At 63.3% G+C, this 15,837-nt stretch carries 17 protein-coding genes; 8 read left to right on the forward strand and 9 right to left on the reverse strand.

Annotation, left to right across the window (positions count from 1 at the left end; translation table 11 throughout):
• The first annotated feature begins 90 nt into the window (after nucleotides 1-90).
• From LB556_RS01050 to hflX, 3 genes are all read left to right on the forward strand, one after another.
• The gene (locus LB556_RS01050) at nucleotides 91-954 is read left to right on the forward strand and encodes a D-amino-acid transaminase (protein ID WP_224562223.1); all 864 of its coding nucleotides are present in this window, start codon (nucleotides 91-93) and stop codon (nucleotides 952-954) included.
• 144 nt (nucleotides 955-1,098) lie between these two features.
• Nucleotides 1,099-1,344, forward strand: coding sequence for an RNA chaperone Hfq (gene hfq, locus LB556_RS01055; RefSeq protein WP_006202172.1), 246 nt, complete (start codon nucleotides 1,099-1,101; stop codon nucleotides 1,342-1,344).
• On the forward strand, nucleotides 1,345-2,736 hold the full coding sequence (gene hflX, locus LB556_RS01060; RefSeq protein ID WP_224562224.1) for a GTPase HflX: 1,392 nt from the start codon (nucleotides 1,345-1,347) through the stop codon (nucleotides 2,734-2,736). It begins immediately after the preceding gene.
• Between the two features lie 36 nt (nucleotides 2,737-2,772).
• Here the strand turns inward: hflX and mazG are convergent, their stop codons facing one another.
• Entirely contained in the window at nucleotides 2,773-3,597 is an 825-nt protein-coding gene (gene mazG, locus LB556_RS01065) for a nucleoside triphosphate pyrophosphohydrolase (protein WP_224562225.1), read from the reverse strand.
• An 89-nt stretch (nucleotides 3,598-3,686) separates the two neighbouring features.
• Nucleotides 3,687-4,871, reverse strand: coding sequence for an aromatic amino acid transaminase (locus LB556_RS01070; RefSeq protein ID WP_224562226.1), 1,185 nt, complete (start codon nucleotides 4,869-4,871; stop codon nucleotides 3,687-3,689).
• Between the two features lie 130 nt (nucleotides 4,872-5,001).
• Here LB556_RS01070 and LB556_RS01075 point away from each other — a divergent pair, with 130 nt between their 5' ends.
• The 5 genes from LB556_RS01075 (at nucleotide 5,002) to LB556_RS01095 (ending at nucleotide 8,826) form a co-directional block, all read left to right on the forward strand.
• Entirely contained in the window at nucleotides 5,002-5,595 is a 594-nt protein-coding gene (locus LB556_RS01075; RefSeq protein ID WP_224562227.1) for a histidine phosphatase family protein, read from the forward strand.
• Between the two features lie 122 nt (nucleotides 5,596-5,717).
• A complete protein-coding gene (locus LB556_RS01080) occupies nucleotides 5,718-6,236 on the forward strand; it encodes a sigma-70 family RNA polymerase sigma factor (RefSeq protein ID WP_263485050.1) in 519 nt (172 codons plus the stop codon).
• The gene (locus LB556_RS01085; RefSeq protein WP_224562229.1) at nucleotides 6,233-7,006 is read left to right on the forward strand and encodes an anti-sigma factor family protein; all 774 of its coding nucleotides are present in this window, start codon (nucleotides 6,233-6,235) and stop codon (nucleotides 7,004-7,006) included. Before LB556_RS01080 ends, LB556_RS01085 begins: the two co-directional genes overlap by 4 nt.
• 23 nt (nucleotides 7,007-7,029) lie before the next feature.
• Nucleotides 7,030-7,746: a Bax inhibitor-1/YccA family protein gene (locus LB556_RS01090; protein WP_224562231.1), complete on the forward strand. Its 717-nt coding sequence runs from the start codon at nucleotides 7,030-7,032 to the stop codon at nucleotides 7,744-7,746.
• 204 nt (nucleotides 7,747-7,950) lie between these two features.
• Nucleotides 7,951-8,826, forward strand: coding sequence for an aldose 1-epimerase family protein (locus LB556_RS01095; protein WP_224562233.1), 876 nt, complete (start codon nucleotides 7,951-7,953; stop codon nucleotides 8,824-8,826).
• Nucleotides 8,827-8,964: 138 nt separating this feature from the next.
• On the opposite strand, the gene LB556_RS01100 is transcribed toward LB556_RS01095, so the two are convergent.
• The 7 genes from LB556_RS01100 to tmk form a co-directional block, all read right to left on the reverse strand.
• Complete coding sequence (locus LB556_RS01100; RefSeq protein WP_224562235.1) at nucleotides 8,965-9,876, reverse strand: agmatinase; 912 nt, start codon at nucleotides 9,874-9,876, stop codon at nucleotides 8,965-8,967.
• A 121-nt stretch (nucleotides 9,877-9,997) separates the two neighbouring features.
• Complete coding sequence (locus tag LB556_RS01105) at nucleotides 9,998-10,528, reverse strand: dihydrofolate reductase family protein (RefSeq protein WP_224562243.1); 531 nt, start codon at nucleotides 10,526-10,528, stop codon at nucleotides 9,998-10,000.
• A gap of 295 nt (nucleotides 10,529-10,823) precedes the next feature.
• A complete protein-coding gene (locus LB556_RS01110; RefSeq protein ID WP_224562246.1) occupies nucleotides 10,824-11,645 on the reverse strand; it encodes an MBL fold metallo-hydrolase in 822 nt (273 codons plus the stop codon).
• Nucleotides 11,642-12,442, reverse strand: coding sequence for a TatD family hydrolase (locus LB556_RS01115; RefSeq protein ID WP_224562248.1), 801 nt, complete (start codon nucleotides 12,440-12,442; stop codon nucleotides 11,642-11,644). The genes LB556_RS01110 and LB556_RS01115 overlap by 4 nt, the downstream gene beginning before the upstream one ends.
• Complete coding sequence (gene metG / locus LB556_RS01120) at nucleotides 12,442-13,995, reverse strand: methionine--tRNA ligase (RefSeq protein WP_224562250.1); 1,554 nt, start codon at nucleotides 13,993-13,995, stop codon at nucleotides 12,442-12,444. Before metG ends, LB556_RS01115 begins: the two co-directional genes overlap by 1 nt.
• Before the next feature lie 83 nt (nucleotides 13,996-14,078).
• Nucleotides 14,079-15,134, reverse strand: a complete 1,056-nt coding sequence (locus tag LB556_RS01125; RefSeq protein ID WP_224562251.1) for a DNA polymerase III subunit delta' — start codon at nucleotides 15,132-15,134, stop codon at nucleotides 14,079-14,081.
• Complete coding sequence (tmk, locus tag LB556_RS01130; RefSeq protein ID WP_224562253.1) at nucleotides 15,131-15,805, reverse strand: dTMP kinase; 675 nt, start codon at nucleotides 15,803-15,805, stop codon at nucleotides 15,131-15,133. Before tmk ends, LB556_RS01125 begins: the two co-directional genes overlap by 4 nt.
• Between the last annotated feature and the right edge of the window lie 32 nt (nucleotides 15,806-15,837).

Raw genomic sequence — 15,837 nt, forward strand, 5'->3', positions numbered from 1 at the left:
CGTCCGTGGCCGCATCTGGGCCAACCGTTTGCCGGTTACCGCGGCGGCGGAATCGCTTAAGAAAGCCCGAGAATTTTCCAGGGGTCGCCAATGCCGCGCATTGCCTATGTCAACGGGCGCTACGTCGCCCATGCGGACGCTTACGTGCATATCGAGGATCGCGGCTATCAGTTCGCCGACGGCGTCTACGAGGTCTGTGAGGTGGCGCGCGGCTTCATCGTCGACATGCCGCGCCACCTTGCCCGACTCAACCGCTCGCTGACCGAACTGTCGATCGCCTGGCCGGTGACGCGCAACGTGTTGCCGCTGATCCTGCGCGAAGTGGTCAACCGCAATCATGTCGCCAACGGCCTGGTCTATGTCCAGGTGACGCGCGGTGTCGCCGGCCGTGATTTCGTTTTTCCGTCGGCGGCCACGAAGCCGGCTTTGGTGGTGACAGCCAGGAAGGCCGATCCTGCCGCGGGTTCCAAACGCGCCGAGACCGGCATCGCGGTCATCACCGTGCCGGAGAACCGCTGGGACCGTGTCGACATCAAGACCGTCGGGCTGCTGCCCAACGTATTGGCCAAGCAGAAGGCCAAGGAAGCCGGCGCGCAGGAGGCGTGGTTCGTGGATGCCGACGGCCGCGTCAAGGAGGGCGGATCGTCGAATGCCTGGATCGTTACCAGGGACGGCGTTCTGGTCACCAGGCCGGCCGAACATGGCATTCTGCGCGGCATCACGCGCACGACCATGTTCGAAGTCGCGGCAAAGCTTGGCCTGAAGATCGAGGAGCGTGGATTTTCCGTGGCCGAGGCCAAGGCGGCTCGCGAAGCATTCATCAGCTCGGCGACAACTATCGCCATGCCGGTCGTTGCCATTGACGGTGATGCGATAGCCAATGGACACCCCGGCTCAATAACACTTTCGTTGCGGCAGGCCTTTTTTGACATTGCGGAAAAAAGTCCAGCCTGATAACCGCACAGGTGGAATGAACATCAATATATCTCGTTCTGCTTGTCGTTACTGACGACAAGAGGGTGTTTGCGCGCTTGACATGTGCCCGTTAATTTGGCGCATTGGCTGCAAACCGAAGGGGATCGGCGAAAGACAAAAACAATGGCGGAACGATCGCAAAACCTTCAGGACCTGTTCCTGAATTCAGTTCGCAAGAGCAAGAACCCGCTCACCATCTTCCTGATCAACGGCGTGAAGCTGACCGGCGTGGTCACTTCCTTCGACAATTTCTGCGTCCTGTTGCGCCGCGATGGCCACTCCCAGCTCGTTTACAAGCACGCCATTTCCACGATCATGCCGAGCCAGCCGGTTCAGATGTTCGATGGCGAGGAAAGCCAGGGCGCCTGATTGGCACGTGAGAGAGACGCGGACGCAACAGTTCGCGGAAAACCAGCGCATCATCCCGGGACGGAAGGCAAAGCCCCGACCCGGGCAGTTGTTATTGTGCCTGTACTTACCCGCCAACCGCGTACCGACGATGACACGAACCGTCCCCGGCTGACACGCTCGGCCGAGGCACGCCATGACGAAGCGGTCGGCCTTGCCCGGGCCATCGACCTTGATCTGATCCATACGGCGGTCGTGACCGTCAACGACCCGCGCCCGGCGACGTTGCTGGGCAGCGGCAAGGTCGAGGAATTCGCCGAAATCGTGAAGGAGGGCCACGCGGAAGTGGTTATCGTCGACCATCCGCTGACGCCGGTGCAGCAGCGCAATCTCGAGAAGGAGTTCAACGCCAAGGTGCTGGATCGCACGGGGCTGATCCTGGAGATTTTCGGCGAGCGCGCGCGCACCAAGGAAGGCACGCTGCAGGTCGAGCTTGCCCATCTCAACTACCAGAAGGGCCGGCTGGTGCGCAGCTGGACCCACCTGGAGCGTCAGCGTGGCGGTGCCGGCTTCCTCGGCGGCCCCGGTGAAACGCAGATCGAATCCGATCGGCGGCAGTTGCAGGAAAAGATCATAAAGCTGAAGCACGAGCTGGAAACCGTGCGCCGCACCCGCGACCTGCACCGGGCCAAGCGCAAGAAAGTGCCGTTTCCAGTGGTGGCGATCGTCGGCTACACCAATGCCGGCAAGTCGACGCTGTTCAACAAGCTGACCGGAGCAGGCGTGCTGGCGCAGGACATGCTGTTTGCCACGCTCGATCCGACGCTGCGCCGGGTGCGCCTGCCGCATGGCACGCCGATTATTCTTTCCGACACGGTGGGCTTCATCTCCGACCTGCCGACGCATCTGATCGCGGCTTTCCGGGCGACCCTGGAAGAGGTGGTGGAGGCCGATCTCGTCATTCATCTGCGCGACATTTCAGATCCCGATACGGCGGCGCAGGCCGAGGATGTCGAGCGCATCCTCGCCGACCTCGGCGTCGATGCCAGCGACACAAAGCGCGTGATCGAAGTCTGGAACAAGATCGACCTGCTGGACGACGGCAACAGGCAGCGGCTGCTGGCCGACGGCGCCGACGGCAGCAAGGAGCCGCCAATCGCCGTGTCGGCGGTATCAGGCGAAGGCATCGATGCGCTGAAAGCGATCATCGAAACGCGTATGGCCGGCGAGCTGCAAGACCTGACGGTGACGATCGAGCCAGCCCGGTTCGACCTCCTCGACTGGCTCTACCGCAATGGCGATGTCGTTTCGCGAACCGACCATGAAGATGGCAGCGCCACCATCTCGCTTCAGGCCACGCAGAGCGCCCGTGAAGAGATCGAAAGCCGATTGCGCCGTAAAAACAACGGCTAACGCGCGGCAATTCAAGGAAAATTGTATCGCGATTTTCTACTTCGCGGTTTTTGCTTCCTGCCAGAGCGCTTCCATAACCTCCAGGGTAGCTTCCTCCAGCGAGCCGCCTGATTTTTCCAGGGCCTGCTCGACATAGTGAAGGCGCGATCGGAATTTTTCGTTCGTTCCGCTCAGCGCCGCCTCCGAATCCAGCTGCAAGTGGCGGCCAAGATTGACGACGGCAAACAACATGTCACCGAACTCGTCCTTGATGGAGGCGGTTTCGCCCTTGGCCAGAGCGTCGCGCAGCTCCCCGATCTCTTCCTCGATCTTGTCCAGGATGGGAGCGGCCTCGCTCCAGTCGAAGCCGACACGGGCCGCCTTTTCCTGAAGTTTCAAGGCTCGCGTCAAGGCGGGCAGGGCGACCGGAACGCTGTCCAGGAAACCCTTGCCACTATCCTCCGGATCGAGGCCACGGGCGAGGCGGGCTCGCCGCTTCTCGGCCTTCTCCTGCGCCTTGATCTTCTCCCACATGCCCTTGGCCATGCCGGCGCTGCGGGCCTTCTCGTCGCCAAAGACGTGCGGATGGCGGCGGATCATCTTGGTGGTTATGGCCTGGACCACGTCGCCAAAGGCGAACTCGCCAGCCTCCTGCGCCATCTGGGCATGGTAGACGACCTGCAAAAGGAGGTCGCCGAGTTCGTCGCGCAGATCATCGAGATCGCCGCGTGCGATGGCATCCGCGACCTCATAGGCCTCCTCGATCGTATAGGGAGCGATGGTGGAGAAATTCTGCTCGATGTCCCACGGGCAGCCGGTTTTCGGCGCGCGCAAAGCCGCCATGATCTCGATCAGGCGTGAGATGTCTTTCGATGGCGTCATGCAGCGGATGCTATCGCGCGAACCGCCGCGCAGCCAACGCTGTCAGCCGGCGAGGGGACCTTGTCCACAGTTGCACCCTATCCGCTTCCTTAGTCCAGCACGGAAACGATCGCCTTCGCGAGGTCATCCATGCCGTCCTCGGGCAGGCCGGCCACGTTGATGCGGCTGTCCCCGACCACGTAGACGGCGTGCTCGGCGCGCAGCCGTTCGACCTGCGCTTCCGTAAGGCCAAGCCGGGAGAACATGCCGCGATGGCTGGCAACGAAGTCGAAACGGTCGGAATTGGATTGCCGGCGCAGCGCCTCGGCGAACGCGACCCTGAGTCTCAGCATGCGCAGGCGCATCTCTTCGAGCTCGGCTTCCCAGTCGGCGCGCAGCCCGGCGTCTTCCAGCACGATGCGCACCGCGGCCGCGCCATGGTCCGGCGGCATCGAATACATGGCGCGCGCCGCCGACAGCATCTGGCTCATCGCCACGTCGGCCTGCGCGCCGTCCCTGGCCAGCACCATCGCCGCGCCGACACGGTCGCGATAGACGGCGAAATTCTTCGAGCAGCTCGACGCGACCACCATTTCCGGCACTTTCGCGGCCAGCAACCGCAGGCCGAGGGCGTCAGCCTGGAGGCCGTCGCCAAAGCCCTGATAGGCGATGTCGACAAATGGCAGCAAGCCCCTCTCGACGACCAGATCCGTCACGGCCTCCCACTGGAGAGCGTCGAGATTGGCGCCTGTCGGATTGTGGCAGCAGCCATGCAGCAGCACCACGTCGCCGCTGTCGGCCGTCCGCAATGCTGCCAGCATGTCGTCGAAACGAACCGCACCCGAGGCCGCATCGAAGTAGGGGTATTCCCGGATCCGCAGGCCGGCGGCACGCATCACCGGCATATGGTTCGGCCAGGTCGGGTCGGAGACCCAGACCGTCGCGTCCGACCGTGTGCGCTTGAGCAGTTCCGCGACCAGCCGCAGCGCACCTGAGCCGCCAGGCGCCTGTGCCGCCCGGATGCGAGCCATGTCGGCGCCCGGCCCGAAGGCGAGCTTGGCCATGACGGTGTTGAACCCGGTATCGCCGGCAAGGCCGAGATAGGTCTTGGTATCCTGTCCCTCCAACAGCCGCTTCTCGGCCTCCCGCACGGCGCGCATGACCGGCGTCTTGCCGTCGCGATCCTTGTAGACGCCGACGCCGAGGTCGACCTTGCCAGGACGTGGATCGGCGCGATAGAGGCCGATCAGCGCAAGAATCTTGTCGGCCGGAGCTGGCTGCAGGTCTTCGAACATCGTTATGGTTCCGTTGGTGCGGCGGAGTGATACGCAAATTGGCCAGGTTTCACCAGTGGTTTCCGTGCGCCGGCACGAAAGGCGGCACCTGTTGGTGCGGCTTTAATCTGCTTCAAGGAAAGCATGCTCCATGCTCGTCCGTCTGACCATGATCTGTGCCGGCGCCACGGCGGCCACTCGGAAAGGATCGTTTCCTTCGGATGAACCGCTGGAGCCACGATCGCTGACACTGGCAGGGGCGATGCGCGGCACGCTGCGTCGCGCCGACCGTGTGTGGACAGCGCCGGCGCTTCGCGCCTGTCAGACCGCTGAGGCTTTATCGCTGGAAGCGTCTGTCGATCCGATTCTGGCGGACCAGAACTACGGACGATGGGCAGGCAAGAGCCTTGACGACGTGCAGGCGCAACGGCCGGACGAGCTCGCCGCCTGCCTCACGGATCCGAATGCCGCCCCGCATGGCGGGGAGTCGCTGGCCGCCGTTGCCCAGCGGGCCGCTGGATTGATGGATCGATTGATCGCCGAACGTGGCCACACGATCGCCGTGACGCACGCCAGCGTCATCCGCACCGCGATCGTGCATGTCCTTGGTGCGCCGCTGTCCGCCAGTTGGAAGATCGACATCGAGCCGCTCAGCATCACCGATTTTCGCAGCGACGGCCGCCGGTGGATGCTGCGTGCCTGCGGCGTAACAGCTCCCAAACCGGCAAAACTGCTTTCGACCTGAGGGCGCTTACGGAAGCTGGGCAAGGCGAGTGCGAGCCGCGGACAATATCCCCCAGCGAAGAAAAGTGGCACCGCCGGGATTAAAGTCCCCACATGCTCCGTAAACAGGACATGAAACCGTCGATGCCACGCTTTGACATCATAGGACAGCTCGGATCGCTGCGGCGCTACGCGCGCTCGCTGACGCGCGACGGCGTCGAGGCCGAGGATCTGATGCATGACGCGCTCGTGCGTGCCTATGAGCGGCGCGGCACTTTCCGCTCCGGCGGAAACCTGCGGGCGTGGCTGCTGTCGATCGTCCACAACACCTTCATCGACCGCATGCGCGCGCGCCGCTCGGAAGCGGCACGTCTCGAACAGGCTGGATATCTGGCCGACGGCAGCACGCCGGCGCCGCAGGAACATTCCGTGCGTCTGGCACAGGTGCGCGAAGCCTTTTTCAGCTTGCCGGAAGAGCAGCGTTCCGCGCTGCATCTGGTCGCCATCGAGGGGCTTTCCTACCAGCAGGCGGCAAATGCCAGCGGCGTGCCGCTGGGCACCCTGATGTCGCGTATCGGCCGCGCGCGCGCGGCCTTGCGCCAGATGGAAGAGGCGCCGTCCCGCGGCAAAAATCATCTCAGGATCGTGGGAGGTGACTCATGACCGCTTTTGTTGACCCGGTTACGGACGCCGATCTCGACGCCTATGTCGACGACCAACTCGACGTCACCCGCCGCATCGAGGTCGAAGCCTTTCTGTCCGCACGTCCGGAGGCGGCCGCGCGCGTGATGTCGGATCTGCGCACCCGCGACGAACTGCGCGTTGCGCTGGCCGGCTCCCAAGGCATGGCACGGCCCGCAACCGCCGATGCCGCGCGGCGGCTGGAGAGGGGACTTGGCCGGGGCCGCATCTTCGCGGTGCTGCAACGAGCGGCGGCGGTCGCCGCCTTCGTTGCCGCCGGCTGGCTGGCCAACGGCATCGTCGGGCCGATGTCGGTGACGAAGGTCGTCGCTTCGCCGCAACCGCCCGCCTATGTCGACGAGGCGGTGCGGGCACACAGGACGACGCTGGTGCGCGAAAGCATGCCCTCGCAGGCCGAGGCGCCCAACTACAATGCCGGAGAAATCCGTGCCGCCACTGCCATCGTCATGCCATCCCTGCCGAAGGATTGGAAAGTCCGCGACGTGCAGATCTACCCGTCGCGCTTCGGTCCGAGTGTCGAGATTGCGCTTGAAACGAAAGAGATGGGCCTGGTGTCGCTGTTCGCGATCCGGCCGGGGACTTTCGATGTGATCAAACCGGTCGTCGCTCCATCCGGCGACATCTCCTCGGCCTATTTCCAGATTGGCGATGTCGCCTACGCGGTTGTCGCCAAGAGCGAGGTTCATGACCTCGACCGCGCCGCCGAAACGCTCGCCAGAACGCTTTACTGATCGACCCACAAAGGAGACCTCAAATGAATACGCCCAATCTTGGATACCGCGTGGGCGCGGGCGCACATACCGGAGCAGCCTATGACGAGGGCCTGCGTCAGCACATGCTGCGCGTCTACAATTATATGGGCCTTGGACTGGTGGTTACCGGCCTTGTCGCCCTCCTGGTGTCGTCGACGCCCGCTCTCTACGTGCCGATCTTTTCCAGCCCGCTGAAATGGGTGGTGATGCTGGCGCCGCTCGCCTTCGTGCTCCTGTTCTCGTTCAAGATGCAGACCATGTCGGCGGCAAGCGCGCAGGCGATGTTCTGGGCCTTCTGTGCCGTCATGGGCCTGTCGATGGCCTCGGTGTTCCTGGTCTTCACCGGAACCAGCATCGCGCGCACCTTCTTCATCGCGGCCACCATGTTCGGTGCCACCAGCCTCTATGGCTACACGACCAGGCGCGACCTGACCCAGTTCTCGTCCTTCCTGATCATGGGCCTGATCGGCGTGGTGATCGCCAGCATCGTCAACATCTTCCTCGGCTCGACCGCGCTGCAGTTCGCCATTTCGGTGATCGGCATCGCCGTGTTCATCGGCCTGACCGCTTGGGACACGCAGACAATCAAGGAGCAGTATGCGGAGAATTTCGACGCGGAGTCGCGGCAGAAGCTGGCCGTCTTCGGCGCGTTCTCGCTTTATCTGAACTTCATCAACATCTTCCAGCTGCTGCTGAACTTCACCGGCGAGCGGGAATAGTCCGAACCATAGACAGCAACACCTGGCATCCTGCCGTGGCCGGAGGGAAACTTCCGGCCACTCTTTTTTCTTTTGAGACGGCATGGCCGACGGCGTCATCGACGTCATCGCGACTGTGTGAAATGCAAATGCCGTCCGTCGCCTTGAGTTCGAGCCCGGCCATTTGCTAGCCTGCCGGCCACGCCAGACGAACCGCGAGGACATATGGCACAGGACAGCCTGACGCTTCATGGCGACGGCATATCGGCGACCATCGCCGGGCAGGGCGCCGAACTGGTGTCGCTGCGCGATGCGGATGGGCTGGAGCTGTTGTGGCAGGCAGGACCGGCCTGGCGGCGCCATTCGCCGGTGCTGTTTCCGATCGTCGGGCGGCTGATGGGCGATCGACTGCGCCATCGCGGCCAGACCTATCCGATGACACAGCACGGCTTCGCCCGCGACAAACGGTTTGGCTGGGCGCAGAGGGGCGCTCGATCTTGCACGCTGGTGCTTACCGACGACGCGGAAACCCGAACGCACTACCCGTTCGCCTTCCGCCTGGCCGTGACCTATATGCTGGGCGAGGGGCAACTCGACATAGGATTAGAAGTCACCAACACCGGCGGCGAACCGTTACCGGCCTCGGTTGGGGCGCATCCGGCGTTCAACTGGCCGCTTCTGCCCGGTGTGGCCAAGGAGGCCTATCGCCTGACGTTTGCCGAAGCAGAGCGGGCACCGATCCGCCGTCTGAAGGATGGCCTGCTCACGACGACGCCGCAGACAACGCCTGTCAAAGGCAATATCCTCGAACTTTCCGAACGGCTGTTCGACGAAGATGCCGTGATCCTGGACCGGCCAGCCAGCAACAGCGTTCGCTACGGCGCCGAGACCGGTCCGGCGATCGAGGTTTCATGGCAGGGATTTCAGGAACTGGGCATCTGGTCCAAACCCGGCGGCGCGCCGTTCCTGTGCATCGAGCCTTGGCACGGCATTGCCAGCCCGCTGGATTTCGATGGAGAGTTCACCGACAAACCGGGCTTGATGCTGATCGCGCCCGCCGAAAAGCGGAAACTGACCTATCAAATCCGCCTGGACATCTAGACCATCTGCCAATGCAGAGGTGAGGGGGAGCCGATGAGGGCGGTGATAAGTCGGTCCCGTGTGAGAACGATGAGCGGCTCATAGGTTCAGTCTCAACACCTGGAATCCATCATCCGCTCAGCAACGAGAGGCGTCACTTCAAACCTGACGGACAATTGCACCGATCACATTGACGAGAGTCCGGGCGGCTGTGAGGGCCGACAGGCCGTCGACGTCTGCGGGAGGGTAGAACTCGACCAGGTCGAATCCCGCGATTCTGGCCCGTCGGCCGAGGCCCGCGATCAGGTCGATCAACTGCGTATAGGTCAGGCCGCCGGGCGTGCGCGCCGCGACACCCGGCATGATGCTGGGATCGAGGCTGTCAAAGTCCAGGGTGACGACGACCCGTGCTCCCTCAGGAATGTGCCGCAGGACAGCATCAACGCCATCAGTGTGGACCTCGCGCGCGGTCACGAAACGGCTGCCATAGCCTTGTGCCGCTTCGATGTCCGCAACCCGGGCGCTGCCGACGCCGCGGAGACCGACTTGCACGATGCCGGCGACATGCGGCATCTCGCTAGCACGCCGCATCGGGCTCGAATAGCCTTGGCGCTCGCCATGCACCTCGTCGCGCCAGTCGATATGAGCGTCGATCTGCAGGACCCAGACCGGCCCCTGATCGGCAAAGCCAACGAGGAAGGGAATGGTCACCGAACAGTCGCCGCCGAGCAGGATGGGTACGGCCGGCAAAGACAGGATTTCGCGCGTCTTGGCCTCGATCCGGGCTCGATTGCCGGCATTGTCGTGCATGGTGGTCGGGATGTCGCCGGCATCGGTGCAGCAGACCGGCTTGCCATCGAACAGCGGTCCGCCGAGGTCGAAATCCCAGTGCTCCGGAAGCCCGGCATCCTCAAGGCTCGCGGCGCGGACGGCGTTGGCGGCCAGGACATAGCCGCTGCTGTCCTTGCCGGGATAAGTGCTGCCGTGGCCGGCACCGAAGATCACCGCACGAGGCGCCACGCCATCGGCGAGACGATCGGGCAGGCCGAGAAAGAAAGATGGAGCGGTCATTTCCTGTGGCCTTGCGTCTCTTATGGCTTGCGCCGAGCCGAAGCCTGATGAGCAGATCAGGGCGGCCGCTGGCGGTGCCAAAAAGGCCGCGCCGGCGCGAACTCTGGAACAAGTTGTGTGATCAGGCCGGGACGTATGTCAACCTGATCACGTCCGCGCCGATCCGGTCGCTGGCCATGAGGCGGAGCGGTGGCCGTGGACCGGCAAAGAACGGCTTGCCGCCACCAAGCACGACAGGATGGAAGTAGAGCCGATACTCGTCGATCAACCCAAGGTGGGTCAGGCTTCGCGCCAGGTCGGGTCCGGAAACCGAAATCTCGCCGGTCAGTTCATCTTTCAGCCTGCGTATCGCGGTGTCGTCCGCGACAAGTGTGGCGTTGGGGCCGACCGACTTCAGCGAGCGCGACACCACCCATTTCGGTTGCCGCCGCCATGCCGCCGCGAACTCGCGTAAATCCGATGTCCAGTCCGGATGATCCTCGTCCCAATAGCGCATGACCTCGTACATGCCACGACCGTACACGCTGCCCGTCAGGCCGCGCACCTGCTCGATCCAGTGTCGGAAGAGCGCGGCATCAGGCGCAAATGCCTGGTGCTCGTGGTCGACATAGCCATCCAGGGACAAATTCATTCCGAAGACGAGCTTCGCCATGCTGCAAATCTCCATTCCAACTCCTTCAGAATACCTCGATCCGCCAGGACTGTAAGTGAGGTTTGGGCACGATTTGAAAAGTGCCAAGGGCGTGTGCGGGGCGCGCGATACGAGCGCGGGGACATCGTATTTGGCTGTCCGCGATCTATGGCAGAAAGTCGCATAAGATAGATTATGGAACCGCCGCATGGCGCACTGCCAGGAAGTTGCTCTTTGGTTTTCAACGATTGTCGGTGGACATCGTGCCAGGCGAACCTTCGAACGGCGACTTGAAAAGCCGACTGAGCAGCTGCTTCTATCGTTCTGACTCGTATGGGATTTCGATCACCATGCCGTCATAGGCCGGTTCGACATTGTCAGGCGTCTCGGTCATCACGGCGGTGTAATCGAGCGGCACGTGCATGTGCGTCAGCACGGCGCTCCCGGGCGAAAGCAGCTCGATCCAGTCCAGCGCCTGGCCAAGCGAAAGATGGCTTGGATGCGTGTTGTACTGCAGCGCATCGATGACCAGCATGTCGAGCCCTCGCAGCCGGTCGGCAGTGGTCTTGGGAAAGTCGCTGACATCGGGACAGTAGGCGAGCCCGCCGATGCGGAAACCCAGCGAAATGATGTCGCCATGGATCTGGGGCAGCGGCTCGAAGGTGAGGGCACCCCCCTCTCCTTCGATCGCAACGGGCATGGCGTGGTCGATGATATGGGCGTCGACGATCGGCGGATAGGAACTGCCTGGCGGCGTCTCGAAGCAATATCCGAACGCCTCGCGAAGCCGCAGCATGGTCGGCTCGTCGGCATGGATGTCGATGCGATGCCGTTGTTCCTGCACATAACCGCGCAGATCGTCGATGCCGTGGATGTGGTCGGCATGCGGATGCGTGTAGATCACCCCATCGATGCGCCTGACCGAAGCCATCAGCATCTGCTCGCGGAAATCCGGGCCGGTGTCGATGACGACCGTGGTGCGGCCGCCATTGGCGCCTATGCGCTCGACAAGCGCGGCGGTACGCATGCGCCGGTTCTTGGGGTTGGTAGGATCGCAATTGCCCCAGTCGCCGGTGATGCGCGGCGTGCCTGGCGATGACCCGCAGCCCAGAATGGTCAGGCGCAGCCGGTCGCTCATGCCTCGAGCGCCCGCTGGTCCGGGCGCGGCATTTTTCCAAACAGCCGAAAGAAATTGTTCGTCGTCAACGTGGCGATTTCCGCCTCGGTGACGCCGATTGTCTCCGCCAGCACCCTGGCGGTCTGCGCGACATAGGCCGGCTCATTGCGCTTGCCGCGAAACGGGACCGGCGCCAGATATGGTGCGTCGGTTTCAACAAGCAGCCGGTCGTGCGGCACGTCGGCTGCGATGGCGCGCAATTCCACCGAGTTCTTGAAGGTCAGGATGCCCGAGAACGATACATAGCCGCCTAACGAGACGCCGACCTCGGCGAGCCGTCGTCCCGACGAAAAACAATGCAGGATGAACGGGAAAGCGCCCTTCCCGGTCTCGTCCTCGAGAATGGCGGCCATGTCGTCGTCGGCGTCGCGCGAATGGATGACGAGAGGCAGCCCGGTCTCGCGGGCGGCGGCGATATGGGCGCGAAAACCCTGCGCCTGCGCATCGCGCGGTGCCTTGTCGTAGAAAAAATCGAGCCCCGCCTCACCGATCGCCACCACCTTCGGGTGAGTGGACAGGCGAACAAGATCGGCAGTGGTGACGTCGAGCTCCTCGGCGGCATTGTGCGGATGGCTGCCGACCGAGCAATAGATTTCGTCGAAAGTCTCTACGATCTCAAGGATTTGCTGAAACCGTTTCACGCGCGTGGAGATTGTCACCATGCGGCCGATACCGGCCGCCCTGGCGCGGGCGACGATGGCCGCCCGTTCCTCGGCGAAGTCCGGAAAGTCCAGATGGCAATGGCTGTCGACGAGCATCAGGTGTTCGCGTCCGTCTGTTCGACATAGCGCGGAAACACGCCCTCCGGCGCTGGCAGTGCCGTGCCGGACACGAGCGCATGGTCGGCGTGGACGTGCACGAAATCGCGATTGTCCGCCGGCACCGCCAAGAGGTCGAGCAGCTTGCCGGACGAGCCCGGCATGAAGGGCTGGCATAGAACAGCCACGCGCCTGACCACTTCTGCCGTCGTCCACAGCACCGTTTCCATGCGCTCCGGATCGGTTTTCTTGAGCGCCCAGGGTTCCTGCCCGGCGAAATACCGGTCGGCTTCCGCGACGACGCCGAAGATCGCCGCCAGTGCCAGATGGATACCCTGTTGGGCCATTGCCTCGCGCGCGGTAGCGAGAGCGTCGACCGCTTGGTCCAGGATCACCTTGTCGGCTTCCGCCAGATCGCCGCGCTTCGGCACCACGCCGCCGCAGTTCTTGGCAATCATAGACAGCGAGCGCTGCGCCAGATTGCCGAGACCATTGGCCAGATCAGCGTTGGTTCGGTTGACGATCGCTTCATGGCTGTAGCTGCCGTCCTGTCCGAACGGCACTTCACGCAGGAAGAAGTATCGCACCTGATCGAGCCCGTAATGCTCGATCATGGTGAACGGGTCGATGACGTTGCCGACCGACTTCGACATCTTCTCGCCGCGGTTGAACAGGAAGCCATGGCCGAAGACACGCTTCGGCAGCGGGATGCCGGCCGACATCAAGAATGCCGGCCAGTAAACCGCGTGGAAGCGCACAATGTCCTTGCCGATGATGTGCGCATCGGCCGGCCAAAACCGCCAATTATCAGCGTTTTCATTCGGATAGCCGACACCGGTGATGTAATTTGTCAGGGCATCGACCCAGACATACATGACGTGTTTGTCGTCACCTGGCACTGGCACGCCCCAGTCGAATGTGGTGCGCGAGATCGACAGGTCCTTCAGGCCCGACTTGACGAAGCTCATCACCTCGTTGCGGCGCTCGGCCGGGCCGACGAAGTCGGGCTGGCCTTCATAAAGCGCGATGAGCCTGTCCTGGTAGGCCGACAGCCGGAAGAAATAGCTCTCTTCCTCGACCCATTCGACTGGCGTTCCCTGCGGCCCGTAGCGGACATTGTCGGGACGGACCTCGGTCTCTTCCTCGCCGTAATAGGCTTCGTCGCGCACCGAATACCACCCGGCATAGCCGCCCTTGTAGATGTCGCCATTGGCGGCCATCGCCTTCCAGATCGCCTGCGAAGCCGCGTAATGCCGCTCCTCCGTGGTGCGGATGAAATCGTCGTTGGAGGCGTTGAGCGCGGTCGCCATGCGCTTGAACTCGGCCGAGTTGCGGTCGGCCAGCTCGCGCGCCGAAATGCCTTCCTTCTTCGCCGTCTGCAGCATCTTGATGCCGTGCTCGTCGGTGCCGGTAAGGAAGAAGACCTGCCTGCCGTCGAGCCGCTGGAAGCGGGCAAGCGCGTCGGTGGCGATCAGTTCATAGGCATGGCCGATATGCGGTTTGCCGTTCGGATAGGAAATCGCGGTCGTGATGTAGAATGTGTCGCGTGACATGAATGAACCGTCATGAATATCTGAATGGAGGCCGTGGCGGTGGATATCGCATCGGAATGGCGATTGCCATCCCGAAGGGGCCGTCACATTCGCATTGCGGAATTCAGGCGGTCGATCATGGTCAGGGCGTGCTGCTTCTTGTCGAGATTGTAGGTGTCGGTCTCGGATATAGCGTCCAGGGCCTCATGCCAAGTATCCGACAGCGTTTTGGCCCGCTTGAGATCACCAGCCAGCGCCGCCTGGCTTGCCGCGTCCGATAGAAGGTCCAGTGCCCGGCGGTTGAAGATGTCGAACTGGATCGCCTGGTCCTTGCCCGCGACGGCCTCGGCCAGGCGATAGGCGCCGCCAATGTCGCTCTTTCCTGCCGCCACCAGGCCATCGAGCGTCCGCGCGATCTCCAGCCCGCCATACTGCGTCAACAGGATCGCGCTGCGGGCGCTTCCCCCTGCCCGCTCGACCAGTGCTGCTCGCGCATCCGGATCGTTCGGCGGCGGCGGCTCCGCGGTCTCCAGCACCGCCATCAGTTCATTGGCGTCGAGCGGTGTCAGCCGCACCACCTGGCAGCGCGAGCGGATCGTCGGCAGCAGGCTGCCCGGCGCATGGACGATGAGAATGAACAGGGTCCGCGCTGGTGGCTCCTCGAGATTCTTGAGCAAGGCATTGGCCGCATTGGCATTCATGTCGTCGGCCGGATCGACGATCACCACCCGGTAGCTGCCGTCGTGCGACGTCAGCGAGAGGAAGCGGCTGACCTTGCGGATTTCGTCGACGGTGACGACGGTCTTGAAGCTTTTGGTCTTGTCGTTAAGGGGGCGGGTCAGATGCAGCACCCCGGGATGCGCCCCGGTGGCGATCTGGCGAAACAGCGGCGAGGCCGGATCGGGAACCGCAAGATTGCCAGGCGCCTTGTCGAAGGCCGGATGTTTCAAAAGATGGTGGGCGAGATGGAAGGCGAGCGTCGCCTTGCCGATCCCGACCGGTCCGGCGAAGATCAGCGCATGCGGCAGCTTTCCCGCGCGATAGGCGGCGGCAAGCATGGTGGCGGCCTGGCCGTGACCGACCAGGCGCGGCGTTTCGGAGGGTTCCGGCACACCGTCCAGCGTGTCATGCTGTTCCGGCGCGATGCGTTCGAAGATCATACCGGTGCGACCTGCCTGTTGCGCGCGGGCGCCCTTGCCTCCAGCGCCGCGAACACCGCCGCCGTAACGACATCCTCCACCGTGTCCGGATCGGCCGACGCATCGATGACGATGCACCGTTCCGGCTCTGCCGCGGCGATCGCCAGGAACGCTTCGCGGCGCGCCTGATGGATGGCCAGCGTCTCCTTTTCGAAGCGGTCCGCGGCGGCATCGCTGCCACGCCGCAATGTCGCGCGCCTCAAACCCTCGGCCGGGTCGATATCGAAGATCAGGGTCATATCGGGCATCATGCCGTTGATGGCGACCTGTTCCAGCATGGCCATGAATGCCGGATCGAGCCCGCCCGTGACGCCCTGATAGACGCGCGAGGAATCCAGGAAGCGGTCACAGAGCACGATGCAGCCTCGCTCGACCGCCGGACGGATGACCTGCTCGACATGGTCGGAACGCGCGGCGGCGAAGAGCAGCGCTTCCATCTTCGGCCCGAACGGCTCGGCGGCACCAGAAAGCAGTACATGCCGGACCGCTTCGGCGCCCGGCGAGCCGCCCGGCTCGCGCGTGCGCAGGACGTCATACTTCTTGGCGCGCATCCTTGTGGCCAGCCGCTCGATCTGTGTCGACTTGCCTGCGCCTTCGCCGCCTTCGAAGGTGATGAAAAATCCGCGCTCCAACCGAGGCCCTTTGTTCGTGCTTGAGTGGATTG

The organism is Mesorhizobium sp. ES1-4 (genome assembly GCF_020164745.1).
GTDB lineage: Bacteria > Pseudomonadota > Alphaproteobacteria > Rhizobiales > Rhizobiaceae > Mesorhizobium.

What these genes read in the sequence shown, in the direction of transcription:
- LB556_RS01050 (WP_224562223.1), top strand. Translation starts at nt 91, where the DNA reads ATGCCGCGCATTGCCTATGTCAACGGGCGCTACGTCGCCCATGCGGAC.
- hfq (WP_006202172.1), top strand. Translation starts at nt 1,099, where the DNA reads ATGGCGGAACGATCGCAAAACCTTCAGGACCTGTTCCTGAATTCAGTT.
- mazG (WP_224562225.1), bottom strand. Translation starts at nt 3,597, where the DNA reads ATGACGCCATCGAAAGACATCTCACGCCTGATCGAGATCATGGCGGCT.
- LB556_RS01070 (WP_224562226.1), bottom strand. Translation starts at nt 4,871, where the DNA reads ATGTTCGAAGACCTGCAGCCAGCTCCGGCCGACAAGATTCTTGCGCTG.
- LB556_RS01075 (WP_224562227.1), top strand. Translation starts at nt 5,002, where the DNA reads ATGCTCGTCCGTCTGACCATGATCTGTGCCGGCGCCACGGCGGCCACT.
- LB556_RS01080 (WP_263485050.1), top strand. Translation starts at nt 5,718, where the DNA reads ATGCCACGCTTTGACATCATAGGACAGCTCGGATCGCTGCGGCGCTAC.
- LB556_RS01085 (WP_224562229.1), top strand. Translation starts at nt 6,233, where the DNA reads ATGACCGCTTTTGTTGACCCGGTTACGGACGCCGATCTCGACGCCTAT.
- LB556_RS01090 (WP_224562231.1), top strand. Translation starts at nt 7,030, where the DNA reads ATGAATACGCCCAATCTTGGATACCGCGTGGGCGCGGGCGCACATACC.
- LB556_RS01095 (WP_224562233.1), top strand. Translation starts at nt 7,951, where the DNA reads ATGGCACAGGACAGCCTGACGCTTCATGGCGACGGCATATCGGCGACC.
- LB556_RS01100 (WP_224562235.1), bottom strand. Translation starts at nt 9,876, where the DNA reads ATGACCGCTCCATCTTTCTTTCTCGGCCTGCCCGATCGTCTCGCCGAT.
- LB556_RS01105 (WP_224562243.1), bottom strand. Translation starts at nt 10,528, where the DNA reads ATGGCGAAGCTCGTCTTCGGAATGAATTTGTCCCTGGATGGCTATGTC.
- LB556_RS01110 (WP_224562246.1), bottom strand. Translation starts at nt 11,645, where the DNA reads ATGAGCGACCGGCTGCGCCTGACCATTCTGGGCTGCGGGTCATCGCCA.
- LB556_RS01115 (WP_224562248.1), bottom strand. Translation starts at nt 12,442, where the DNA reads ATGCTCGTCGACAGCCATTGCCATCTGGACTTTCCGGACTTCGCCGAG.
- metG (WP_224562250.1), bottom strand. Translation starts at nt 13,995, where the DNA reads ATGTCACGCGACACATTCTACATCACGACCGCGATTTCCTATCCGAAC.
- LB556_RS01125 (WP_224562251.1), bottom strand. Translation starts at nt 15,134, where the DNA reads ATGATCTTCGAACGCATCGCGCCGGAACAGCATGACACGCTGGACGGT.